The sequence below is a fragment of the Streptomyces sp. NPDC052040 genome (assembly GCF_044548405.1).
GTDB lineage: Bacteria > Actinomycetota > Actinomycetes > Streptomycetales > Streptomycetaceae > Streptomyces.
In genome coordinates, this window is sequence record NZ_JBIUBV010000002.1 from 528,656 (window position 1) to 552,948 (window position 24,293).

The following is a 24,293-nucleotide window of genomic DNA, read 5'->3' on the forward strand; positions in this document are numbered from 1 at the left end:
TGCGGGCGGGTGGTGCGCCGCGGACGGTGGTCGGTCGTACGGGCGTCCGGGGCCGGGCGGCTCATGCGGTGTGCGTGGTGCGGCGGCTCAAGTGATGTGTGGAATACCTGAGTTGGATGGGAAAGGTGCGGTGCGGGCAGGGTGTGTTCGGGTGGTGGGGGAGGACAGTTTTCGCCCGGGGGTCCGCCGGGGGCTACTCACCGGAGTGACAATTTCGGCGCCTTTTCCAGCTGACGCCTCATCACAATGTGGCGGTGGCACCGGACATACCGGGTGTTCCGGGATCGCGTCCCTCCCGTCGCTCCCGTACCAGCAGCACTCCGCCCGCCACCGCGAGCACGAACCCGCCCGCGGCCGCGGTGACCGGCAGCACCTCCGCCAGCAGCCGCAGCTGACCGCTCTCCCGGCGGGCCAGCCGGACCTGGTCCCGCTGGGTGGCCGTGTCGAAGGCGACCTTCCGGCTGTCCAGCAGCACCACCGCGTCCTTGGCCGAACCGGGGGCGCGCAGCGTACGGCGGGGGCCGACCTGCGCGTAGAGCACCCGGCCGGTGCGCTGGTCCACGACCAGTTCGACGCCGTGGTTGGAGTACCACTCCTCGGCCAGCACCTGGCTCGCGCCGGGACGGCCGACCAGGGCTCCGGGCACCAGCCGGGTGCCCACCCTGGCCGGGGCGACCGTGCCGGTGAAGCGGTAGCCGGTGTAGCCCTGGATCTTCCGGGTGCCCGCGTAGTGCAGCGTCACGGTGGAGCCCAGGGAGTCGTCCCACCACTGGTAGGAGTGCCGGCCCACGTCGAAGGGGAACTTCAGATACGCGTCCCCCTGGAAGGCGGGGGTCTCCCGGCAGCAGTGCACCGGCTCGTTGGTCCTGCGGTCGGTGACCCAGCGGGCGGGCAGGAACTCCAGGGCGGTGTGCGGGTCGGCGGCGGGCCGGGCCGGTCCGGCGTCGACCGTGGTGGTCACGTCCCACACCGCGGCCCCGCTGCGCTCGCTGTCGGCGACATCGCCGCGCACCCGCTGGGTCACGGTGATCCGCTGGCCGGGGACGCTCCGCACCTGGCCGGTGTCGAAGACGCTGCCGGTGCCGACGTAGACGGCGGTGGTGTCGATGTCGATCGGATTGAGGGCGGCCCGTGGTGCCACGTACCACGCGAGCAGCGGGGCCAGCACCAGCAGAAAGGTGCCGACGCCCAGCAGGGCCAGGGAGAAGGGGCGGACTCTACGGCGCATCCGGGCACTCCAGGGGGGTGAGGCGGCCCGGGCCGCCGGCCGTACGGGCGGCCCGCGGCCAGGGACAAGTGCGCGTGCGGTCTGGGCGGGGAACCGTAGGCGCCTCTTGACGTTCTGTCAATTGCCTGTGGAGACTGTGTACTTGTGGATACGGGGCCGACCGGGCAGGTGCCGTGCCGCGCACCGGGGTGGGGGACGACCTCGACAGAGAGGCTTGCCCTGCGATGTCCAGACTCCCAGCCGCCGTTGTCACCATGGCTGTCGCCGCCGCGCTCGCCGTGGGCGCCGCACTCGGCCTCGTCGCACTCCTCGACGCCACGCCCGCCCAGCCGAACACCCCCCTGATCACCTACCAGAACACCGGCCAGAGCACGGGCCAGAACGCCGGACCGAGCACCGGTCAGAGCACCGGACCGAACACCCGCCGGAGCACTGACCCGAGCACCGCCCCGAGCACCGCCCCGAGCACTGACCCGAGCACCGGCCGGGAGCGCTGATCCGTGACCGCCCGCCCGGGAACCGTCGCGGTCCGCTCGGCCTGGCACGCGGTGCCCCGCCCCCAGGTGCGGCGGTTCACGGCGCTGGCGATGGCCGAGGCGCCCGCGCTCGCTCAGGAGATCCTGCGGCAGATCCGGCAGGAGTACCCGCATCTGCCGGTGGTGCTCGACGACTCGGGCGAACCCATGGCGCTGGTCGGGATCCGGCGCGCCATCGAGGTCTTCGTACAGCATCTGGAGTCCGCGGAGGGACGCCCCCGCGTGCACCCGGAGGTCTTCCAGGAGTTCGGGCGCGGCGAGGGCCTGGAGGGCCGCAGCCTCGACGCGCTCCAGGCGATCTACCGGCTCGGCGTCCGTCTCGCCTGGCGCCGCTTCGCCGAGATCGGGCAGCGGGTCGACATCCCGCCCCCGGCGATGTACGAACTGGTCGACGCCGGATACGAGTATCTGGACGGTCTGGTGGACCAGTCGGTGCGCGGCTATGCCGAGGCGGCGGCGCGCCGGGCGGGCGAGCGCCTCAGGCTCCAGCGGCGGCTGATGGAGCTGCTGCTGTCCGAGCACCACCGCGGCGACCGCGCCGACGCGCTCGCCGAGCGGGCGGCGCGGGTCGGCTGGCCGCTGCCGGAGAAGGTCGCCGTGGGGGTGCTGCTGCGCCCGGCCCGGGAGTCCGTCGCACCGGCGGTCGGCCAGGGCGTCCTGCTCGACATGGACTATGAGCGGCCGCGCATGGTGGTGCCCGAGCCGGACGCCGCGGGCCGCCCGGAGCTGCTGCACCGGGCGCTCGGCGGCTGGACCGGGGCGATCGGGCCGCCGGTGCCGCTCACCGACGCGGCGAAGTCGCTGCGCTGGGCCGAGGCGGCGGTGCGGCTGATGGAGCGGGGGCTGCTGCCGGGCGGGGAGGTGCTGCACTGCACCGAGCACACGGAGGCGCTCGTCCTGCTCCAGCCCGAGGAGCTGATCGACGATCTGACGCTGCGCTGCCTGGCCCCGCTGGCGCAGTGCGGGCCGAGCCATGCGCGACGGCTCGCGGAGACGCTGCTCGCCTGGCTGGAGACCCGGGGCGGGGCACCCGAGGTGGCCGCGCGGCTGGGCGTCCACCCGCAGACCGTCCGCTACCGGCTGCGGCAGATCCGTGAACTGTGGGGCGACGAGATCGACGACCCGGACCGCCGCTTCGAACTGGAACTGGTCCTGCGCGCCCGGCGCCTGAGAGGGCAACTGGGCGACCCGGGAGCGCACCGCTGACCCGGCGGTCATGAGCGCCGGGACCGCGGCGGAACGGCGGCATGAGCGCCGGGATCGCGGTGGCCCGGTGGCCGGGCCCGGCGTCAGGTGCGAGGGGAGGTCGGCCCCGGCGACTCCACCCGGGTGACCGGCACCCCGCCGAGCGCCCGCCCGAGGAGCGTCAATTCGACCACTCCCGGGCCGGAGTCGGTGGTCCCGTCGGACAGAACGGCGAGGGCGAGGGTGTTGTCGCCGCGGGTGCGCAGCAGGCCGTTGGGGAGGACGAACGTGTGCTGGGGGCCCACGTCGTTGATGTACTGGCCCATGTTCCAGCCGTTGAGGAAGATCTGCACCCGGTAGGCGCGGGACGGTTCGTCGGTGAGGGTCAGCCCGATCGAGGCGTCGGTGGCCGGGTCGACCGCCAGCCGGAAACCGGTCCGGTACCAGACCACGCCCTGCCGCCGCTCGGCGCGCGGGAAGCGCGCGGGCCGCCAGTCCTGGTCGGGGAAGCCGGGCAGATGCCAGCCGTTGCGCTCGCCGTACAGACCGCCGTTGTTGAGCGGCCCGCGCACCGGATCGGGCGCCGCCTCCCCCTGGATCCGCCAACGCACCGCCGGGGAAGCCCCGTTGAAGGAGACCTGGACCAGCCCCCGGCCCGCCTTGTGGGTGTCGTCCGCCCGGCCGTCCTGGTCGTGCTGCATACGGCGGACGAGTACGGAGAGCACATGCCCGCCGCTGCCCGCCGCGGACGGGAGCGGGAACTCCGCCGTCGCCGTCCAGGTCGCCCGGCGGACGGTACCCCGGTCCGGGACCGGCATCCGGTGGGTGCCCAGCGGCCTGCCGTCCAGCCAGGCCATCAACAGGCCCTGGGTGCCGGTCACATAGGAGAGCGACACCGACCCGGCGCCGCCCGCGCTCTCGAAGCGGCCCCGGTACCAGACGTCCCCGTAGTGGAAGCCGTAGTCGTCGGCGAAGAGGACGGGGCTTCCGGCGGGCACCGGGGTTGTGGCGGCGGACGCGGTCAGCTCGGCGGTGCGCCAGGCCGAGTCGTCGAAGTCCGCGGCGGACTCGGGGTTCTCGGCGCTGCGGCGCCATCCCGTCAGCGCGGGCAGTTCCACGGCTCCGGCGCCGGGCAGCCGCCCCTCGGCGCGCAGGCTGCCGGAGCGGGTGGGGCCCATCCGCAGCCGGGTGCCGTTCCAGGCGGCCTCGGTCACCCCGCGCGGCGCCCACACCTCAAGGTCCGCCTCCCCGACCGTGTCGCCGGTCAGCTCGGCGGTGGCGCCGCGCAGCTCGGCGGTGCGCAGCAGCGCGGGCCCATGGACCAGGACCGGCCCGGAGGGGGTGGGGCGGTGCCACAGCCGCTGGGAGGCCGCGTCGTCGGCGAGCAGCAGAAGCAGGGGGGCAGCGGGGCCTCCGCCGTGCACCGAGATCCTGGTGAGACTGCCGAGCCGGGCGCGGACATACAGGGCGCCGTCGCGGTGGGTGCAGTCGGCCGTCCCCTCCAGCACGGTGACGGCGGGCTGGTGCGGGCACTCCAGGGCGGTTTCCGTCAGCTCGTCCGTGCGGCCCGTGAACACGGCGATGTCCTGGCGCCCGGCGGCCAGCCGCAGCATGGGCTGTGCGGTGGAGTGGCGCAGCGTCCAGTGGCCGAGGGAGATCCCGGCGGCCAGCAGCCGGGCGTCCCGGGCGGGCAGCGGCACGGACACGGTGGCCCCGGCGAGCGGCACGGCAGCCACAGTGTCGGCGGACCCGTCGTTGCGCAGCACCTGGATGTGTGCCCCGGTGTCGGGGTTGACCAGGTGGTAGGCCTTGACGTCCGGTGCCCCGGCGTCGATGTCCGGCGCCCGGTCCAGCTTGGCCAGATCGGGGAAGCTGTGCAGCAGATGACCGATCTGGTGCATCGGGACGAGCTTGGCGGTCGGCTGCCGGGCCTCGTCGATGGCGGCGCCGTAGTCGTACGACGTGTAGACCACCGGCGCGGGCAGCCAGCCCCAGGAGGTGCCGCCGAAGGTCATGTAGACGTTGTGGACGGTGATGCCGTTGGCGAGGTTGGTGAGGTAGAAGCGCCGCTCGTACGCCGCGTCCCGGGTGCGGCGCGACTCGGCGTAGCCCTTCCCGCCGAACTCGGCACCGCCCCAGGGATCGAACCAGCCGCCCCCGAACTCGGCGATCAGACCGGGGGTTCCGGGACTCGCCGTGGAACCGCCCCTGGGTCCGCCGGGACCGTAGTGCCCCCAGTCCGGCGGGGTGCCGAAGGGCGACGGATAGCCGTCGAAGCCGTACAGCCAGCGGCCGCGCTCACCGCCCGTGTCGAAGCTGCCGGGCGTCCAGTGGCCGTTCCTGCCCTTGTCGTTGTGGAACAGCGGCACATCGATGCCGTCCGCGCGGACCTTGCGGTAGAGATGGGCCATGTAGGCACGGCCGGTGGGCTCGGTGACATGGTCGGCGTACTCGTTCTCCAACTGGTAGAGGACGACGGTGCCGGTGCCCCGGGTGTACAGATGCCGTACCGCGATCCGGTTCACGGCGGTCAGCCACTCGTCCGCGTGGCGCAGATAGTCCGGGTCGGCGGTGCGGGCCGTGCCCGGGGTGGCGGTCAGCCAGCCGGGGAAACCGCCCGCGTCGACCTCGGCGTTGATGTACGGGCCCGGGCGCAGGGTCACATAGAGGCCCGTCTCGGCGGCCGTACGCAGAAACAGGTCCAGATCGCGTACGCCGGTGAAGTCGTAGGAACCCGGGGCCGGGGAGTGGTAGTTCCAGGAGACGTAGACGCTGACCGTGTTGTAGCCGTGGGCGCGGAGCTTGTGCAGCACGTCCCGCCACAGGGACGGGCTCGGCAGCCGGAACGGATGCATCTCGCCCGACCACAGCACGACCCGTCGGCCGTCCACGAGCATCGAGTACCGGTCGAATCCCACCGTGTGCGTCCGGCCGTCCGCGGCCGGGGCCTTGGGCGGCGGCCCGGTCGGCGCGGAGGCCGCGGCGGCGGACGGCTCACCACTGCCGCCGAGCGTGAGCCCGAGCGCCGTGCTGCCCGCCAAGGCGCCGAAGGTACGTCTGCTCAACCCCAAGGCGGCCTCCTCGACGCGCGCGGATGCGGCCATTGTGCACGGACCGGACCCGGCAACGGCGTTATGAGGATCCCGGCGCGGGAGGATTACGCGGTAAGGGCGGCACCAGATCTGATCATCCGTCAGTACGAGTTCCGGGTGGCGGAGTTCGCGGCCGGGAGAACCCGTAGGGGCACGCGCACACCTCAGGGGAAGCGCGCGGCGAGGGCCTCTCCGCCGGGGGTGCCGTCCAGCAGGCGGCGCAGCAGGAGTCGCTGCGCCGACTCGGCACCCTCGACGCGGACACCGTCCTGCCCGGCCCCGGCGAACCCCGGACCGGCGGCATCACCACGGCGGTCCGACTGGCACTGGAGAGCGGCGTGGTGTGAGGGCGCCCCCGCACCCTAGCTGGGTAGTCTCCCTGGTCGGCGCCGTCTTGAGCGCGGCGGCACTTGCCTGGTCTGTCGGCTCTCTCAACGCCCGAACCCAGCGCCAGTGCATCAGGGTTCGCGGCGGGCGGGTGGCCGCCGGCGGGACCGTCGTCGCCCCTGGTGCCACGCTTCCTGCGCAGTCGGAGGCCGCCGCCGATGCGGACGTATATGTCTGGGCTGGCCCCGACGGCATCGCGCGGCAGGGCAGCACATCGTCGGCGTCAACCTGGACCGGCACCAGTGAGCTGGTGGGCCTGGCGCTCCCGGAAAGCCGCGGTCACCCAGGTATACGGCGGGCGCGTTGCGGTCGGCGGGAACATCACCATCCATGCTGGAGAGGCGGACCCGGTGGTCCGTCTCCATGAAGCGGCTCACAAATTCATGTCCAGAGCGGAGCTGGCTGGGGACGTCCACGCCAATGCCGAGATCAACGGCGAACGAGGGCCTGGCTACCTTTGCGAGCAGCGGGCCCTGGTCCAGGTTGACGAAGTCCTGTCCGCCTTCGTGCTGAAGTCGACAGAACCCGAGCACTGCTCCCCGACCTGGCTCCTCTGGTTGACTCGACCGTCGCCGAGGCACACAGCGCCCGCCAGTTCTGTATCGAAGACTACGTACCCGAGGAGACCACGACCTCGCACTTTTGGCAGCACCTGCGCAAACTGCGGACCGTACTGATCGAGTTCACCCGCGCTGCCACCTGACGGCCGCTGCCGAGTATGGGCTCCGTCCCTGAGCGCACGCCGAACGCGGCCACGGCGAAGACGTGGTTGTGAGCGGGCGGTCACTGACCGGTTAGGGTCCGCGGGTGTTGAGTAGACCCGGGTGGACAGTGCACTTCGTGAGCTGCGATTTGTCTACGCCCACTACCACGCGTTCTTTCTTGGACGTACGGCCCGCCGACCTGGTGTCGTGGCTGGATGAGGCAGGCCTGCCGGACGGCCTGCCGTTCCTGCTCTCGCCGCGGTTCGAGTACGACGTCGAGCTCAACTCGTACTCCCTTCGGGCGAATCTGACGACGCCGTGGAACAGCAACGCCAACCGGGCCCGAGCCATGGCCCGGCTCTTCACGTTCCTGCATACCGCGCGCGGCGGGAAGTCGTGGCGGGCCGCCACGGAGGCGGACCACCTGGCGTTCCCCAGTGGCGTCGCCGGGATGAGGCAGGGCCGCATGTCGAGGGCAGTACTTGGAATCGCGAGGTGTCGCTGGTCAACCAGTTCTACGAGTGGGCGGTCCGCCAGCGCTACGTCGCAGCTGTCCCGATCCGGCACGCGCCCGCCGCCCCGTGCCCATGGGTCCGGTTGTCCGGGCCTTCGACTCATCGACGGTCCCGGCGACCTATGCGCATGACGAGAACGGGGAGCGCATCGAGTGGATGCCGTCGGCGACCTACCGGCTCTGGCGGGACGTGGGGCTTCGGGGCTACGGCCCGGACGGGCTGCCCTCTGGCCGGTTCCGCGGTGGGTGGGCGGCCTGTAACGCGACGTTCAGCGACCTCATGGTCCGCACGGGGCTGCGGCTGACCGAGCAGGCCAGCGTCACCGTCTTTGAGGTCCCCACCAGCATCGCCCTGGGCGGATATCAGCGGTTCTGGTTGCCCGGCGTGATCGCGAAGAACTTTTCCTCCCGGTGGGTCTACGTCCCGCACAGCACGGTGCAGGAGGTGATCGCCTACGTGGAGTGGGACCGGGCCGAGGTGGTCGAACAGGCCCGGGCAGCGGGCCGCTATCAGCGCCTCAACATCGACACGACCAGCGGCTATGTCACCGCGGTCCGCGTCCCCCTGCTGATCAACGGCGTCTCGGCCGGACTGACCTTCATGCCGGCCGCCTCCCTGGTGATGGGCGGGGTCGAGCCGCAGCACGCCGGATCGGTCTCCGGCCTGCTCCAGACGGTCCAGCAGCTGGCGGCGCCATCGGACTCGCAGGAACTTACCGCGGCCTCGCGAAGACGCACGTCCAGCACGTCCTGATCGCACTCGCGATCAACGTCGAGCGGCTGAGCCTTCAAGAACTCGCCGACGGCCCCTACCGGCCGCGGCCGCCCACGGCGTTCCAGCGTACCTCGACAAACGAGGACTGCCCCGGCCCCTGTGGTGGAGACAGGGTAAATGACCCCGAACTGCAAGATTCCCGACTGAGTCGCTCCTTGGAAGCAACAACTCGCAATGAGCGAGAGAATGGGGAATCGGCACAGGGCCAGCGGTCTTACCGAACTGCTGGCCCGCACACTCCGGGACCGCAGCCGCGAGGTCGTAGTCGAGCACCTGCACGTCCATCTGCCGCGCGTCCTCAAGACGCCCCTCGGCCCCCGTACCGCCATCCCCGAGTAGGAGACCATCCGATGATCCGTCGCTTCCGCACCCCTGGACGCCCGGCGGCAGCAAGGACATCGCCGTGCGGATCGGGCCGTTCGCGGAACGCGCCCATAGCCGATCCGGCGACGACCACGGCCCGACATGATCGCCGTCGCCCTGGTCCACTCAGCTGTCGCCCGTCCGGACGACGGACGAAGGCCGAGGTTCTGGCGCTCAGGGCCGACGGTGCTCAGATCACAGGGCCCCGGCTCGTCTCAGTTCACTGAGAAGGTCGTCGACCTCAATGACCTTCTCTCGGGAAAGAACCGGGGCGATCCACTGGCGAGCGGTTCCATGAGCGATGAATTCCTCGGGTAGGCCAACCCCGTAGTGCTCCACGTAGTCGGCCGCGTCGAGCCGCCAGAAGAAGCGGCCGTCGCTCATGATGGCGGTGCCGCCGGAGCGGGAGAACTTGTTTCCAAGGATGTCCTCCGAGAATCCCATCAGGGCGATGATCGGAGTGCCGGAGCGAAGATATTCAGCGATCCTTCCTCGATCCCCTTCGGGAATCATGCTTACGCGCCGACGAAGATCCTCGGCATTTTTCGCGAAGGCGGACTGGCTCGCGATCCTGCCGAATATTCCGAGGGGGGCAACTTTCGTCATGCGAGATCTTCCAGACAGTAGGCGCAACCCCGTGGCGGGGAGGATGGAACATTCGCCTCCCCGCCACGGGTGGAGCGACATCAGAGATTTCCTGATCGCATCCTACTGGCTACCGCATACCCCAGGGGATCGGATCGCCCTTTGAACCGTCGGGCCACTGGCGGACGGTGCCCAACTTGGGATCCAGGTCCACCTGGTGCGGGCTAGCACCGGTGACCTTCACCCCTAGGGCTTCCGCGAGTTCTTCGGCGGAGCCGCAGGCGGAATGGCAGGAGACGATCTGGATGGGCCCTCCCTTGTAATTAGGATTCTCCCGGACGAGCTGAGCTATCTGTTCAGGGTGGGTGATAAGGCCGTCCACTCGGAAATTACCCGCTTCGTCTCCGTGGACGATCACGTCGTGACCCTTGGTGCCGGTCGACCTCATGAAATTTTGAATCGTGTTGGGGTCGTCACCGATGGCCGTGGCGGTCTTGCTGTACTGGACCTTGCTGCCAGCCCAGGTGAAGGAGACTCCCGTGGCTGCGGCACTCGCGGGAAGGCTTCCACCGGATGCCCCGCCGGTCGCCATTTCCGCGATTTCCGCGGCGCACACCGGGGCGGTGGCCAGGCATCCGTCGCCCACAGCCACGACCACGGGAGCAGCGACCACGGTTGCCGCCACGCCAACGACGATACCCAGCACGACTTTCTGCCAGGTCGCGAGCTTGGGACGGTCTATCCAGTCGTCGGTGACATTTGGGTTGTAGTTCGGATTGGTGCCCATGGCCCAGCCGTGAAAAACTTCCTTCTTCTCTGGCTTCGGGTCGGGACCCTTCTTGAACTGGATGGTCGCCGAGCGATATCCGCCGTCCGTGTGCACCGTGATGGTCAGGCTGCCGCTGCCGGTACCACCGCCCTGCTTCTGGTACTCGAACTTCTTGCTGTACGTCTCCGTGGAGTGGTACACCCAGGTCCCATTCGGACCCATGGTCATGTACGAGCGGTAGCTGCCTCCCTTGCCGTCACTGCACCCTTGCTCACAGTCCGTGATCGGGCGTTCGCCGCTCGGGTCGGACTTGGTGACTGGGGTGTTGTTGGCGTAGGCGTAGCCGTTGAGAGACTCGTGGTCGTCGGCGGCGAGGACGGGATCGACGGACAGGAAGCGTCCGCTGGCCGGGTCGTATTCGCGGGCCCCGACGTGAGTGAGGCCGGTCTCGGTATCGGCGGGCTTGCCAAGGAAGCCCTTGTCGTCGGGCCAGGTCGGCGGTGCAGCGCCGCGGGTTTCGCCGAAGGGCGTGGTGTAGCGGCGAGTAACCGCCTGGCTGGTGGCGTCCACAGTCATCGAGGCGGTGCCGTGGTGGTCGTCGACCACCCAGGACAGGCCGTTCTCGGTGCGCACGGCGGTCGCATCACCGGCTGCGTAGTAGCGCTGCCCGGTGAACTTGCTTGCGGCCTTGTCATAGTGGAGTTCCTGACCGGCCAGATAGAGGACGGTCTTGGCGGGGCCGCGACGGATGAGGAGTTCGCCGTTGGCGTCGTAGAGGTAGTCGGTGGTCTTGGCACCCTCGGTGAGGCGGCTCAGCTCTCCTTCGATATCCCAATCGAGGCTCTGTGCGCTGCCGGTGGGACCGTAGCGCTTGGTGGTGTTGCCCTGCTCGTCGTACGAGTACGACTTGGTGGTGCCACCGTTGACCGTGACCGAGGTCATGGTGTGGGGCTGGCCGGCACCGGATGCGTTGACGGCCGGGTAACCGTAGGCAGTCGTGGTGTCACCGCTGGCCTTGTGCTCGACCTGGGTGTCGCGCAGGCCGCCGGGCTTGTAGGTCCAGCTGGTCCAGTACGGGGCCGGACCGCCGAGCGCGGCTGCCGAACGGTCGGTGGCACACTCGTTGGACGATGGGGTCCATGCCTCGGTCAGGCGGCGGTAGCCGTCGTAGGTGAAGCACTGGGTGTCTTTGGCGCCCGCCTTGTCAGTGATCGACTTGATGTTGCCGGTGGCGTCGTAGACGTAGTCGATGTCGCTGGTGTAGCCGCTGTTGATCTGGTCGACGGTATGTGTGTTGGACAGACGGCGGGTGCCATCCTCGTAGCGGTTGAGGACCTGGAGCTGCTTGGCACCTGTGGAGGTGCCAAGCCGGGTCTCCTCGATCTCGCCGTACGGGGAGTAGCCGATGTTCTGGACGTAGTCGGTCATGCCGTCGGTGGCGGTGAGCATGCCGAGGCTGTTGTAGGTGTTGGTGATGGTCTCGGCGGGCAAGCCGGCCACCGCGGGCATCGAGGTGGACTGGACGGTGCCGTCGATGTTGTAGGCGGTCGAGGTGGTGAAGGTCTGCGGTGCGCCCGCCACCACCAGCGGGTCGCTGGCCGCGATGACGGTTTTGTTGCCCTTGGGACGGTCGAGAGCGTCGTAGCCTGTGACGACCTGGGAGTAGACCTTCCCAGTGGTACCGCCGACATAGCGGATTGAGGCAGTCAGCTGTCCCTTGGCCAAGGTGTCGAAGGTGAACTTGGTCAGCCGGTGGGCGTCGTCCTGTGCCCCGTCCCAGGTGCCGACCTTGCGGCCGAGCTCGTCGTAGTCGGTGATCAGGGTGCGGGAGACGCCGTTCAGCGTCGACGTAGCGGTCAGCGGCTGGTCGACGTCGTTGTACGTGGAGTCGATCCTGCCCTTGTCCGGGTCCGTCGATGTGATCAGGCGCCCGCGCAGGTCGTAGCCGTACGTCCAGACCGCCCCGTCCGGACCGGTGAGTTTCTTGAGCTGACCGCCGGGCGTGTACTCGTACAGGGTGCGGGTGTAGTCGCTGCCGGCTGGCACGGGACCGGCGTATTCGCGGCGCTCGGTGACCCGGCCGCGGGCGTCGGTGAACGTCGCCGTGCCGGTGCCGCCCTGGGCGGCGGTGACCGTGGTGCGGTCACCCAGTTTGTCGGTCTTGGTGCGCCACTTCTCCTGGTCGTAGACGCGGAAGACCGACTCGGTGGGATGGCCCGCGGCGTCGAAGACCGTCTCGGTGGAGGCAGGGACGGAGCCGGGGAAGGTGTTCGCCAGGGTGCCTGACGGGGCGACGTTGTCGTGAACCTGGCTATTGTTGATGTGAGCTAGGCCGCGGTCGTCGTAGAGCGTCTCGGAGATCACCCTGCCGCCTCCCGGCGCGGGTAGCTGCTTTTGGCGCGAGCGCAGCAGGCCGTCGAAGATCTCGTAGGCACTGTTGTAGGTCTGCCCGTCCGCCTTCAGGGCGTCAGTTCGGACCCAGGTCTCCTTGTCATTGTTGACGCTGTACGCGTAGACGATGCTGGCGGCGTCGCCGAGCGCGCGTGAGCGGTCCGGCTTCCAGACCTGTCGCAGGCGACCGAGCGCGTCGAAGGCCCACTCGGTGACGTTGCCGTTGGCGTCAGTGGTCTTGGTAGCGCTGCCCCAGGCCGGGTCCGCCTCCGTGGTGGTGGAGTAGAGCTTGGGGTCGGTGGTGGTCTTGGACCTTAGCGGGCCATAGCCGGTGTCATCGGGGACGTAGGTGGTTTTGACAGTGCGGCCCAGAGCGTTGGTCGCGGTGAGCGGCCGACCCAGCTTGTCGTAGGTGGAACTAGAGACCTGCTGGTAGACAGGGGTCTTGTCCACCGGGTTGTAACTGGCCACCCGGTAGGAAGCAGTGGTTTCTCCCTTGACGGGCGCCACCCCGACCGCCTGGTTGTCGTAGGCCGTAGTGACGTCGGAGACGATGTCGTCGGGAATCGCCGGGACGGTCGCGCATGGAACCGAGTACGTCTCAGTGCGCGACACCAGGTTCACCAGCCAGGCCGAGGTGTTGCGGGCGTAGCTGGTGCGCACGCAGGACTCGTCACCGGTCTTGGCGGCGTCGCCGCTGTCTTCCACGCTGAGCGGCATGCCGTACGTGGTGTCGTACGTCGTCTTCTGGTTGACCGTGCGGGTTCCGGTGGAAGTCTTGGTGCGGGTGGCAGTCTCGCCGGCCTGGACGATCCAGGCGTCAGTGGTGCCCCAGTCGTAGGTGTGGCTGCCGGTCCGGTGCGACCAGGGGGTGTTGATGGTGCCGCTGTCCTCGCCGGTGCCGTTGTAGATGATGGTCTCGCGCACGAAACCGGCGTACTGGCGGGAGTCGTCGATGGCAGTGCCGGTGGAGTCGGTAACCATCTCCACGCGGGCAGTGCCGTCGAGTTCCTTCTCGCCGTTCAGCCCGCGCATATACAGCGTGGACTTCTTCGAGCGCGGGCCTTCGGTGTCGCCGGAGGTCTCAACGACCTTGCCGTAGCCGCGCCACTGCGACCAGGTGCGGTTGGGCACCTTGGTGATGCCCTCGTCATCGGCGTAACCCCAGCCAGCGCCGCCCTGGTAGTCGTAGTACTTCTCAGCCGTGTCGCCGTGGCCGTAGGGGTCGTCCTGGAAGACGGAGGTGACTACGTACTTGTGGAACCAGTCGGTGACCGGGGTCGCGCCGGACTGGGACCACTTGACCGGGAAGCAACGCCGGGTGTTCTTGTCGATGTCCGCCGGCATGCTGGTGCCCCAGATGCAGTCCGGGTCCGAGTAGTTGACGGTGGTGGTCGAGCCGGTCTCGGCCTTGATGGTCCGCACCCGCCACTTGATGTAGCGCAGGGTGTCAGGGCCGCTGCCCTCGACGTGGTTGGACAGCTGGATGCCGCCGAAGACGACCGGCGGCATGGTGGCGGTGATGCTGTTGGCCTTGCCGGTGTTCTGGATGGACTTCAGCCATAGGCTCGGCGAAGATGCGTCACCGGTATCGGGGAAGCTCTGGTCGAGGTGCCAGGTGTCCACGTCCCGCTGGGTGGTGCCGCTGCCGGTCCACACAGAGGTGGTGATGTCGGTGAGGCGCTTGCGGGTGAAGAAGGCCGGCCCGATCTGGGTGGTGCACTTGGTTCCTGAGGCGCAGATCATGTCGAAGGGCACGTCGGGCCAGTTGGCCTTGGTGTCCTTGGTGAGACTGTCGCAGCCGCCGGAGGCGACGCAGCGTTCGGCGTAGGTGAAGCGGACCTGCTGGGCGGCCGGCTTGCTGTAGAGCAGGTCGCTGCGCAGGCCGTAGTCGATGCGGTTGAGGTAGCCGCCCCGGATGTAGCTCGTGCCGTTGACCGTGGTGTCAGCGTTTTTGGAATAGTAGTTGGTCTCCTTGCTGTACCAGTACGTGGAGGCGTTGCCGTGGGTGTCCACGACATAGTCCAGATTCCAGCGCCACGCCTGGTAGCAGGAGGAATCGGCGAAGCCGGTCGACTTGTAGCAGGGCTCACCGGGGTCGTCGCCGAAGACCGGCACCGTCCAGACGGAGTTGGTGACCGGGTCGTCGTCGCTGGTGTCTGTGGTGCCCTTGTCGCTCCAACCGGGCAGCCGGTGTTTTCCGAAGAAGTACTGGTTACCAGAGGCGTCCGTGACCTTCCAGTACTCGGTGTTGTCGTCACCGTTGCCGGTGGCGCCGGTCAGGTGCTCGACGCGGGTGCCGTCCTCGTTCTTCAGCTTCCAGCTGCCGCCCGAGGCCTGGGACAGGGCCGCGCTGTCACAGGCGGTCTTGTCCGTACAGGTGTTGACCAGCTCGACGGCCTTGCCGTTGAGGACCAGCGTGGCGTTGGCGTACTTCCAGCACAGGTCGCCCTTGCCAGAGTGGCCGTCGTCCTTGCACGAGCCGTACTTGCGCTCGATGTAGGACTCGGTCAACGAGAAGCCTTCGCCGATGACCGAGGTCTGGTTGTTCTCGCCAGCCGTACGGCCGTCCACCGAGGCAGAGTCGTAGGAGATCGACAGGCTTGGTGACGGACCGGCGGTCGCCGGAGGGACACGCAGCGGATAATTCCAGGTGAAGTCACCTGTGCTGCCGCCAGCCTCCCAGGTCGCGGTCGGCGACAGTGAGGTGGCGCTGTAGTCGCTGCCACCGCCGCTGCCCGAACCGTCGGCCGACGCCGCGAGGAGCATCCGGGTGCGGGGGGCGACGGCGCCCGTCACCGTCTGGGACGCGGCGTCGTTGTCCGCGCCCGGCACCAGCTTCTGTGTGCGGCAGGACTCCTTCTGCGGTGTGGTCAGCGCGCACACCGGCAGCGTGACCAGACGTAGTCGGGGGCCGAAGTCGCCGCCGTAGACGTCCTTGAAGGACGAGTAGTCCAGGGAGACCCGGAGCTTGTCGGTGCCGTCCTTGCTGACTACGGCTGCCGCCGGTGCGACACTAAGCAGGACACCATCTACTCCGGCTTTCTGCGCAGCCGACCTCGGCTGGACGTCGATCGCCACCTGTTCGGCCACTCCAGAGGCCACCGCCATCTTCTTCGCGGTCTTTCCCACTGGGGCGCCCGGGGTCCGGGCCAGCCTGACGTCGAGCCCGCCGACGGTGACGGAGGTCCCACCGGTCGCCGGGACAGCGGCGATGGACCTCCCGGCCTTCGGCCAGGCGGCGCGCCCCAGCCGCTCACGGGTCTTCGTGACCGCGGGGGCAGCCTTGTCCTTTGGAGCCTTGGACACGCTGGGCTTGAGTACGCCGACCTTGTCGATCTTCGTTTCGGGCTGGTGCTCCAGTCGGCGGTGCGACGGGGACTGGGCCTGGGCGGCGAAGTCGTAGCCCGAGGGCGTGGCGATCTGCGAAAGCAGCGTGAGGGAGACGACGAGTCCGCCACGGCCCAACCAGCGGCGTATGACCGCTCCTGGCAGACGTCTGCGGAAAGGTGTTGAAGACACGGTGATTTCCCGTTTGTTCGGAGAGAGAACGGAGCGGAAGCGGAGTGCGCCGCCCGCTAGGAGACAGGGCGGGGCAGGAGGGATCCAGCGCCGCCCTGCCCCGCCGTCACTGCTACCGCTGCTCGGCGTTGCGCCGGTCGGCGATCGTGTCGGTGGAGGTGGCTCCGGCCCAGACGCGGAGGCTGTCGATCGTTCCAGGGAAGTAGCGCGCAGCAGCGCCGTTGATCTTCGCCCGGCCGACCTCGAACGCTCCGCCGCCCTGCCAGGGGGCCGGGTACGACACGCCGTCGTCGTCGCCCATCAAAGCGCTGTCGACGTACAGCTTGAGCGCGCCGAGCTTGGAGGTGTCATCGGGGTCGGCGGCGGCTTGGGCGTCGTAGACGACCGTCAGCATGACGGGGACGCCGAGCTGGGCCGTGGTGAAGGCGGTGGACTCGCTCTTGGTCCAGGTCGCCCCGGTGCCGTCCTTGTCGGGCCGGCCGAAGGTCCAGCGGCCCTGGGTACTGCCAGCGGGCTGCTCATACCAGACGCCCCACGCGGACTGACTGGTGCCCGACTGGCCGAAGACCTGCACCGCGTACGACTTGCTGGTGTCGGCGAGCTTGGCTGGGTCCAGCGTCACCCAGGCGGTCGCGGTGAACGAGCCGGTGTCATCGACGACGGACCCGGTGACAGAGGCGTATCCACTGGTGCCGTTGAGGCTCATCGTCTGTGAGGTGACGACCTCTTCGCCGATATCCGGGTCACCGGTGGTGACTTGGGCGAGCGTGGCTCCGTTGAGCGTCAGGTTCCGGGCGAAGCCGCTGGTGTCCTTCACCATGATGCCGCTCGCGTTGGCTGTGTCGGTGGCGTCCCACTTGGCGACGAGCGCCGGGACCGGGCCGCCGGCCGTGCCGTCGCTCAGGTCCTCGTCCTCCAGCCACGCGTCGTGGGCGACCTCGGTGTCCGCGAGGGCACGGGACCAGACCTTTACCTCGTCGATGGTTCCGGCGAAGTTTTCCCTGCCGCCGCCGTCGTACCACAGCCGCCCGATCTGGAGGTTGCCGGACGCCTTCCATGGGGTGGTGAACGTCACCGGAGCGCCCTGTGGAACGCCGTTGACGAAGAGCTGGACGGTCTGGTTCGCCGCGTCGTAGACGCCAGCCAGGTGGGTCCAGGCGTTCAGGACCGGCGGCCGGGTGCCGATCGAGCGGGTGATGCCGGGGCTGAGGACGTCCGTCTGGTGACGGTTGAAGATCCAGGCTTTGTAGGAGCTGGAGTAGTACAGCTGGAACCCGGAGGCGTTGGTGCCCGCCTGGGACAGGACGGTGTAGTTGACGTCGTTCTTCGTCAGCCGAGCCCACGCCGACACCGTGAACGACTTCGTGGTGTCGAGAACCGCGCCGGAGGTGGCGAAGTAGGCGCTCGTGCCGTTGAGTTTCGCCGCACCGGAGCCGCTGCGGGCCAAGGTGTCCCAGGTCGCGCCCGTGGAGGTCAGCGGGTGGGGGGTGGCTGTCGTGGAGTCCGCGAGAGAGTCGTCCAGGTGCCAGATGCCCGATGGCTGCTCCGCGCCCTTCACCAGGAAGCTGTAGTAGCCGGTGAGTGAGCTGTGCCCGGCTGCGTCAAAGCCCCAGACCTGGATCGTGTTCTCACCCGCCTGGTTCGGGGTGATCGACAGCGTGGTGGCTGCACCCTGGGCGACGGAGATCGCAGAGGAGAGAGCGCCGCTGTTCAGCTTCCACTTGTAGCTGACGACGTCCGACTGGGTGCCCGCCGTTGCGGAGTTGGTGTCCGCGGGAGTGAAGGTGAACTTGCCCGGCGTGCCCACCCCGCCGGAGGCCGGGTCGGTCTCGGCCGGCTTGTAGAGGCCGTCCGCGCTGGTCAGGATCGGAGCGGGCGGCGAGTCGGTGTCCACCCGGAAGTAGCACCAGGACGACCATGACGAATCCAGGACGCCCGTCGCACCCCGGTCCGTCTTGTAGTAAGCCTGCGTCTTGACCCGCATCCGGTACTCCGTCTGAGCCGGAAGCGCACTGGTGGATGCGTCGCGCGGGGCATTGTCCGCCACCCAATCACTGCTCGGCGAGGATGCGTACCAGGCACGGCTGGAGCCGTCCGCTTTCCACACCTCGAACAGCGCGCGCAGCTGGGCGTTCGAGCCGTCGGTCGACTGCACCGTGGCGAGCATCTTCGGCGTGGTGTCGCTGGTCGCGAAGGGCAGCGTGGAGGCGTTGCAGGCCCGCCCGGTGGTGCCTTGCTGAACTCCATACGACGTCGGCTTGTCCGGGTACGACACATACGTCACAGACAGCTTCGCATCGTTACGGAACCGCGCCCAAGCAGCTGCGTCCGACTCGTCGTGCGCGGCCAGTGAGAAAGTGATCTGCGGTGCCTTGGCCGAGGCGTAGGAGGCGAGCGTCGTCGTGAGATTCTCGTCGGACTCTTCGCCGACGTTGTCGCTGAACCGAACCCAGTTGGCCGGCTGTGAGGGGCTGCATAGGCTGCCCCGGCCATAGGCCACGCTGCGGTCGCCCATCAGGTCGGCTGCTGTGGGACGGGACGACCAACTGGTGCTGGAGGAAATCCCCTTGTCGACTCGGCTCAGGTCGTACCAGTGCGCGTCACAGGTGAATGTCCACGTCTGATACACCTCCATTGTCGCGTCCAGGATCTTCTTGCCGTGGATCGAGGAGAGCGGGTACTCGAAGTACATGCGTTGGGTGTACGGGCTGTTCGAGCAGAGGTAGCCAGCGTAGTTGGAGCAGCGGCCCACGCCCTTGTCCCCGCTGAACTTCCAGTACTTGGCGCCGTTGGAGGCCAGCGCCGTCCAGTCACCCAGAGAGATGCCCTTCGTGGGCGGGTCGATGTACAGCGGGAAGACCGTGTCCGTGCCGTGCAACAGAGCCGGATCGGGCGTGATCTCTATCGTGGAGCCGGTGACCTTGAGTGGAAGCTCGGCCGTCGCGTCACCGCTACCGGGGGCATCGGCCGCAGCCGGCTCGCCCTCGGCAGCAGGCAGCAGCGCGGTGTCCATTGCCTCGGTCATGGGGGCGCTGCGGGCGAGCTGAGTGCTGATGCTGTTGCCCGTGCCCGTGCCCGTGCCTGTGGTCGCCGTCTCGTCGCCGGCGGAGTCCCACATTCGCCCTGCCGGGCTCTCGAAGACCGGGGTGCCCTCACCGTCACGCGCGATGAAACCGCCGTCGGACGTCGGCGAGACGTCCAGCCCGCGGTCGGAGACCGTCATCCTGATGTGGGCGAGCGCCGGGCTTTTCGCCGCCTGCGCCGTCTTGACCACGAGCACCGAGGTGTAGCCCGTGCTCAGTGCGGTTAGTTTCAAGTCGACGTCCGGGAGGACATCGGCATACGTGGCGGTGTCGCCGTCGATCCTGGGCTCGGGAAGCGCGGTCGGCCAGCCGAGCTTCAACTCGTGTCCCTCATTCGCGAGCATGACCAGACCGCTCTCGCTGCCGCCACCCGAGAAGGTGACGTCCGCCGTCGTGTTCCTCGCCCGCAGCGAGCCGTCGGCGGCACGTACGAGGGTGGTGTCGATGGGCGCCCAGGGGCCGCCGTCCTTCCTGGCGCGGACCGGAGCGGCGTTCATCTCCTGGGTAAAGGTGCCGTCCGGATTCGCGAACACCTGTGACGACTCAGTGGTTTTTACGTCCACGGAGACCCGCTTGCCTGTCTCGGCGGCGAGAGCGCTCGCCTCCGCCTCGGGGCTTTTGTCGGCCGCCACGGAAGCCGGCCCCTCACCAGCGGCTGCTGGAGTCGCCCCGGCCCCGATCACCGGAACCGCGCACCCCATGAGCGTTGCGATTATCGCCAAGCTCCGAGCCGCCTGACGCCAGTCGCGTCGCCGTCTGTGCGTCAACACGCCCCCACCTGTTTCTTTAATTTTTTCTTACGAAGACTTTGTGAGGATCATGTGTTCACTGATGGGAGCTGGTCAACGGTGTCTCGCGTCACACCGGGTGCTATCGCGTCGAAGACATGAGGCAAGGCCACTCGAAGCAGGGCTATCCGGCTCACTGGTACGTGATACGGGATGACGTGTCGTAGTGGGCCTTGGTGTGGGTGAGGCGAACCTCGCAGCGCTGTATCGGCGGATTGCAGCCGACGACTCGGCCGGGGTGTGTCGTTGCCGAAGGAGGGGTTCCTATCGGTTCGGATCCGCGCACAACTGAATGCCGACCGATACGGCCGATGTGGCGTGCCGGTGATCATGGTGAGTGAGGTCCGGCTGTGCGGGCGTTGTGGCGTGAGTTGGCTGGTATTCGCCGACTGCGGTGGTCGGTACGCCGCGGCAGACCCGGTCGACGCCGGACTCCGTGAATGCCCGGCAGTCGTTGCGGCTGTTGGCAGCGGTAGGCCGTCGCCACCACCAGGCGGCCGTTGGCGTCGATCGCCACCTGCAGATTTGTCGAGCACCGATAGTTCTTGCTGGACGCTGCCACTCTGCGAGCCCGGGTGGACACCAGGTTGCCGTCGACCGTGTAGGCAGTGTCTTTGCGCGGCTGCCGGGAAGGCCAGCAAGGGCGCCAGGTGATCGAGGATGCGGTCAGCCGCAGACTTCGAGACCCCGAACAGCGATGTCACCTGCCACAACGTCATGTCCGTGTGCTAGTAGGTCGCCACTAGGGTGCGTTTCAGAAGTGGATCTTGATGTGTCAAGATCCACTTCATGGGGAGGCGCGATCTGACGAACGCGCAGTGGGCGAAACTGGAGCCCTTGCTCCCAGTCGGCAAGAAGGCTGGGCGGCCACCGGTGCACACCAAGCGGCAGTTGATAGACGGCATACGCTGACGCACCCGCGCCGGCGCTCCCTGGCGGGACGTACCCGAACGGTACGGCCCGTAGGAGACGGTCTACGGCCTCTTCCGGCGCTGGCAGCGGGACGGCACCTGGCACCGCCTCTTCGAGCAACTGCAGACTCGACCATCGCCCGCGCCCACCAGCATGCGGCCGGCGCCCGCAAAAAGGGGATCTGCAGATCGAGCCGCCAGGTGGCGTCTTCACCGAGCCCGACGACCACGGGCTCGGCCGCTCCCGGGGCGGACTGACCACCAAGCTCCACTTGGCAGTCGAGCAGAACCAGAAACCGATGTCACTCGTGATCACCGCCGGGCAACGCGGTGACTCCCCGCAGTTCCAGGTGGTCCTGGGCCGTATCAGCGTTCCCAGACCCGGGCCGGGCCGCCCACGCACCCGTCCCGACAAGGTTCGCGCCGACAAGGCGTACGGCTCCCACGGTGGCCGACCGCCGAAGTTCGACCCCGATGACTACAAGGCGAGGCACGCGGTCGAGTGCGGCATCAATCGCCTCGAGCGCCACCGTGCGGGCGCCACGAGATACGACAAGCTCGCCGTCCGCTACGAGGCGACCGTGCTGGTCGCAGCCATCAACGAGTGGCTGTGACCAGCACTTTCGAAACGCACCCTAGAGGTCCTGCCCGGTCATCAGGGCCACCAGCTGGTCCGCGGCGGCGGGGCCGAACAGAAGCGTCTGGCCCCGGGCCGACTGGGCGGCGGTGGCTTCGGCGCGGGGGAAGAGGGCCTGCTCGTAGGCGAGGAGACCGGCGCCGGGAGAGTCGCGGTGGGCGGCGAGGGCGGTGGCGAGTTCCGCACCGTCCTGGAGGGCGGCGTTCGCACCCTCGCCCGCGAACGGCGACATCAGGTGCGCCGCGTCGCCGAGGAGTGTCACGCCCGGGGTGTGCGCCCAGCGGTGGCCGACCGGGAGGGCGTGGATCGGACGCGGGACCGGTGCGCCGTCCGTGTCGGCGATCAGGGCGCGCAGCCGCTCGTCCCAGCCCTCGAAACGGGCGAGCAGCACCGCCTTCACGGACTCCGGGTCGGTGAAGTCGAGGCCCGGCAGCCAGTCCTCGGGCACCTGGAGGGCGACGTAGGCGTGGATCGAGCCGTCGGCCTCCCGGTGGGTGAGCAGCCCCTTGCCGTCGGCGAGGGCGAACGTCATACCGCCGCCCAGGAGTTCGGCCGTCGCGGGGTGCCTCGTGGCGGCCTCGTGCAGGTCCGTCTCCACGAAGGACACCCCGGTGTAGGCGGGCACGGCCGCGGAGAGCAGGGGGCGGATCCGGGACCAGGCGCCGTCCGCGCCGATCAGGACGTCGGTGGTGAACGCGGTGCCGTCGGCGAGCGTCACCTCATGGCGTCCGTCGCCCAGGGAGCGTGCCCCGGTCACCTTCGCCCCCCAGCGGACCGTGCCCTCGGGAAGCGAGTCCAGCAGGATGCGCCGCAGATCGTTGCGGTCGACCTCGGGCCTGCCGGACTCCTCGGTGTCCTTGAAGCGGACCGTGCCGTCCGGGTCGAGGACACGCACCTCCTCACCACCGGCGTGGATGATCGCGCGGAACTCCTCGTGGAGCCCGGCGGCCCGCAGCGCGGCCTGCCCCGACTCCTCGTGGATGTCGAGCATCCCGCCCTGGGGGCGGGCGGTGGCGGAGGGCTCGCGCTCGTAGACGGCCGCTTCGATGCCGTGCACATGCAGCACGCGCGCCGCTACGAGACCGCCGAGTCCGGCGCCGACGACGGCGAGGGGGTGATGGACGGGTGCGGACGTTCCGGTGGCCATGGCGGCCTCCTCAGAGAACAGGCGTACGGGGTGTACGCGGAGTGGTGGGCGGCTCGGGTGCCGCTGTGATGCCGCTGATCAGTACCTGGAAACCCCAGGTCAGTCGTTCCCCGCCGGTGCCGGACAGCAGGGTCGTGCCCTGCGCGGCGATCTGCGGATACCGCTCGGACGGGGCGTCCCGCAGGGCCCCGGCCAGTGCGTCCCAGTCGTCCTGCGCCTCGGGCGCCTGGCCCCGGGTGGAGTGCTCGGCCGCGCTCGCCGTCGCGTACTGCAACAGCAGATCCAGACCCCAGGACGCCCGCGCGGACGGCACCCCTCCCTCGGCGAGCAGCGCGAGGACCGCCTCCACCAGATCGAGGTAGTGCTCCCCGAAGGGGCGGGCCGCCAGGGCCGCGCGGGCCAGCGTCGGGTGCGCGAAGAGCACCTCGACATACGAGGTCAGCAGGCGGACCAGCCGCTCGCGCCAGTCGCCCTCGGTGCCCACCGGGGACAGGTCGACCTCGCCCAGCAGCCGGTCCAGCACGGCCGCGTGCAGCTCCGCCGTGTTGCGCACATAGACGTAGAGCGAGGCCGGACCCGTGTCCAGCTCCTGCGCCAGCCGCCGCATGGTGACCCGTTCCAGCCCTTCCGCGCGCATCAGCGCCACGGCGGTGCCGACGATGCCGTCCCGGGTGAGCGGCGCCTTGGCGGGGCGGTCGCGGCGGCTGCGGGGGGTGGGGGGCTGCGCTGTCATGCCCTCACGGTAACGAACATGTTCGTTGCGAACAAGTACGTGACGAACATGTTCGTCCAAGGATCACGCGGTGAGGGCGCCCGGATGCGGGAGGGGAAGGGGAAGGAGGGAGAAGGAGGGAGAAGAGAAGGCCACAGGGCAGAAGGGGGATGGCCTTCGCGTACATGGTGACGGGCAGTCACGGGTACTGTTCCCGGTGTGAGTTGCGTGCGCAACCGCCGTGCCCGCGGCGGGGACCTGGTGAAACACCCCCTTTAGGCCGTCGGATCGAGCACATGACCGTACCTTCCCGCCCCCCACGCCCGATTACCGTAAGTGTGTTCTCCCAGCGGTTCAGCGCCACCTCGCGCGGCGCCCGCCTGGCGCGGCACCTCGCCCTGCACCAGCTGCACACCTGGGGTGTCCCGCACGGTACGGCCACGTCCGACACCGTCGCGGTGGTCATCGCCGAGCTGGCGGCCAACGCGGTCACCCATGGGCGGGTGCCGGGGCGGGACTTCGAGCTGCGGCTTTCCCTGGTCACCGGCAGCGTCCGCATCGAGGTCAGCGACAGCTGCTGCGGACCGCCCCGGCCGCCGGGTCCCGGACGGGTGGAGGCCCCGGCGGAGCTGGAGGAGGAGGGCTGGGGGCTCGTCCTCGTCGAGGCGCTCGCCGCCCGCTGGGAGGTGCTGGAGCGGGACCCGCCGCCCGGCAAGACCGTGCGGGTCGAGGTGGACGTACCGGGATGGCTGTCCCTCGTCAGGGACCGGAAGCGATGGGCACGCCGGGGATTCGCGGTCTGATCAATTCGATTTCCGACTGCACCGAGATGCGCAACGGGGTGGTGGGGGGGGCGCGGGGGGGGGGGCCCCCCCCCCCCCCCCCCCCCCCCCCCCGCCCGACCCCCCCCCCCCCCCGGAGGGGTTATACGAAAAGGGGGGGGCGGGGGTTGGGGACCGGGCGG

The 24,293-nt window shown here is 69.2% G+C and carries 12 protein-coding genes and 2 pseudogenes; 6 read left to right on the forward strand and 8 right to left on the reverse strand.

Annotated features, from left to right (window positions below; genetic code table 11):
• Positions 1-241: 241 nt before the first annotated feature.
• A complete protein-coding gene (locus ACIHAA_RS08415) occupies positions 242-1,228 on the reverse strand; it encodes a DUF3068 domain-containing protein (RefSeq protein ID WP_399814482.1) in 987 nt (328 codons plus the stop codon).
• A 224-nt stretch (positions 1,229-1,452) separates the two neighbouring features.
• On the opposite strand from ACIHAA_RS08415, the gene ACIHAA_RS08420 reads away from it, so the two are divergent.
• Both ACIHAA_RS08420 and ACIHAA_RS08425 read left to right on the forward strand, forming a co-directional pair.
• Positions 1,453-1,725 carry a hypothetical protein gene (locus ACIHAA_RS08420; protein WP_399814546.1) on the forward strand — a complete coding sequence of 91 codons (273 nt, stop codon included), beginning with the start codon at positions 1,453-1,455 and terminating at the stop codon, positions 1,723-1,725.
• A 3-nt stretch (positions 1,726-1,728) separates the two neighbouring features.
• Positions 1,729-2,970: a PucR family transcriptional regulator gene (locus ACIHAA_RS08425; RefSeq protein ID WP_399814484.1), complete on the forward strand. Its 1,242-nt coding sequence runs from the start codon at positions 1,729-1,731 to the stop codon at positions 2,968-2,970.
• An 83-nt stretch (positions 2,971-3,053) separates the two neighbouring features.
• Here the strand turns inward: ACIHAA_RS08425 and ACIHAA_RS08430 are convergent, their stop codons facing one another.
• Positions 3,054-6,020, reverse strand: coding sequence for a beta-galactosidase (locus tag ACIHAA_RS08430; RefSeq protein WP_399814485.1), 2,967 nt, complete (start codon positions 6,018-6,020; stop codon positions 3,054-3,056).
• Positions 6,021-7,719: 1,699 nt separating this feature from the next.
• Here ACIHAA_RS08430 and ACIHAA_RS08435 point away from each other — a divergent pair.
• A complete protein-coding gene (locus tag ACIHAA_RS08435; RefSeq protein ID WP_399814487.1) occupies positions 7,720-8,400 on the forward strand; it encodes a hypothetical protein in 681 nt (226 codons plus the stop codon).
• A gap of 207 nt (positions 8,401-8,607) precedes the next feature.
• Positions 8,608-8,760, forward strand: a complete 153-nt coding sequence (locus ACIHAA_RS08440) for a hypothetical protein (protein WP_399814488.1) — start codon at positions 8,608-8,610, stop codon at positions 8,758-8,760.
• A gap of 219 nt (positions 8,761-8,979) precedes the next feature.
• Here the strand turns inward: ACIHAA_RS08440 and ACIHAA_RS08445 are convergent, their stop codons facing one another.
• From ACIHAA_RS08445 to ACIHAA_RS08460, 4 genes and pseudogenes are all read right to left on the reverse strand, one after another.
• Positions 8,980-9,390 (reverse strand): hypothetical protein, encoded by a 411-nt coding sequence (locus ACIHAA_RS08445; protein WP_399814490.1) that lies wholly within the window; start codon positions 9,388-9,390, stop codon positions 8,980-8,982.
• Between the two features lie 109 nt (positions 9,391-9,499).
• On the reverse strand, positions 9,500-16,051 hold the full coding sequence (locus tag ACIHAA_RS08450; protein ID WP_399814492.1) for an RHS repeat domain-containing protein: 6,552 nt from the start codon (positions 16,049-16,051) through the stop codon (positions 9,500-9,502).
• 112 nt (positions 16,052-16,163) lie between these two features.
• Complete coding sequence (locus ACIHAA_RS08455) at positions 16,164-19,835, reverse strand: LamG-like jellyroll fold domain-containing protein (protein ID WP_399814545.1); 3,672 nt, start codon at positions 19,833-19,835, stop codon at positions 16,164-16,166.
• A gap of 441 nt (positions 19,836-20,276) precedes the next feature.
• Positions 20,277-20,668 (reverse strand): annotated as a pseudogene (locus ACIHAA_RS08460) (IS5/IS1182 family transposase); the annotation flags it as partial.
• 43 nt (positions 20,669-20,711) lie between these two features.
• Between ACIHAA_RS08460 and ACIHAA_RS08465 the strand changes: the two are divergent.
• Positions 20,712-21,447 (forward strand): annotated as a pseudogene (locus ACIHAA_RS08465) (IS5 family transposase).
• A gap of 21 nt (positions 21,448-21,468) precedes the next feature.
• On the opposite strand, the gene ACIHAA_RS08470 reads toward ACIHAA_RS08465, so the two are convergent.
• The gene (locus tag ACIHAA_RS08470) at positions 21,469-22,617 is read right to left on the reverse strand and encodes an FAD-dependent oxidoreductase (protein ID WP_399814494.1); all 1,149 of its coding nucleotides are present in this window, start codon (positions 22,615-22,617) and stop codon (positions 21,469-21,471) included.
• Between the two features lie 10 nt (positions 22,618-22,627).
• Positions 22,628-23,350: a TetR/AcrR family transcriptional regulator gene (locus ACIHAA_RS08475; RefSeq protein WP_399814496.1), complete on the reverse strand. Its 723-nt coding sequence runs from the start codon at positions 23,348-23,350 to the stop codon at positions 22,628-22,630.
• Between the two features lie 275 nt (positions 23,351-23,625).
• Between ACIHAA_RS08475 and ACIHAA_RS08480 the strand changes: the two genes are divergently transcribed.
• Positions 23,626-24,132 (forward strand): ATP-binding protein, encoded by a 507-nt coding sequence (locus ACIHAA_RS08480; protein ID WP_399814498.1) that lies wholly within the window; start codon positions 23,626-23,628, stop codon positions 24,130-24,132.
• Positions 24,133-24,293: the final 161 nt, after the last annotated feature.

What these genes read in the sequence shown, in the direction of transcription:
- ACIHAA_RS08440 (WP_399814488.1), top strand. Translation starts at nt 8,608, where the DNA reads ATGGGGAATCGGCACAGGGCCAGCGGTCTTACCGAACTGCTGGCCCGC.
- ACIHAA_RS08475 (WP_399814496.1), bottom strand. Translation starts at nt 23,350, where the DNA reads ATGACAGCGCAGCCCCCCACCCCCCGCAGCCGCCGCGACCGCCCCGCC.
- ACIHAA_RS08470 (WP_399814494.1), bottom strand. Translation starts at nt 22,617, where the DNA reads ATGGCCACCGGAACGTCCGCACCCGTCCATCACCCCCTCGCCGTCGTC.
- ACIHAA_RS08420 (WP_399814546.1), top strand. Translation starts at nt 1,453, where the DNA reads ATGTCCAGACTCCCAGCCGCCGTTGTCACCATGGCTGTCGCCGCCGCG.
- ACIHAA_RS08435 (WP_399814487.1), top strand. Translation starts at nt 7,720, where the DNA reads ATGGGTCCGGTTGTCCGGGCCTTCGACTCATCGACGGTCCCGGCGACC.
- ACIHAA_RS08455 (WP_399814545.1), bottom strand. Translation starts at nt 19,835, where the DNA reads ATGGGGTGCGCGGTTCCGGTGATCGGGGCCGGGGCGACTCCAGCAGCC.
- ACIHAA_RS08445 (WP_399814490.1), bottom strand. Translation starts at nt 9,390, where the DNA reads ATGACGAAAGTTGCCCCCCTCGGAATATTCGGCAGGATCGCGAGCCAG.
- ACIHAA_RS08480 (WP_399814498.1), top strand. Translation starts at nt 23,626, where the DNA reads ATGACCGTACCTTCCCGCCCCCCACGCCCGATTACCGTAAGTGTGTTC.
- ACIHAA_RS08415 (WP_399814482.1), bottom strand. Translation starts at nt 1,228, where the DNA reads ATGCGCCGTAGAGTCCGCCCCTTCTCCCTGGCCCTGCTGGGCGTCGGC.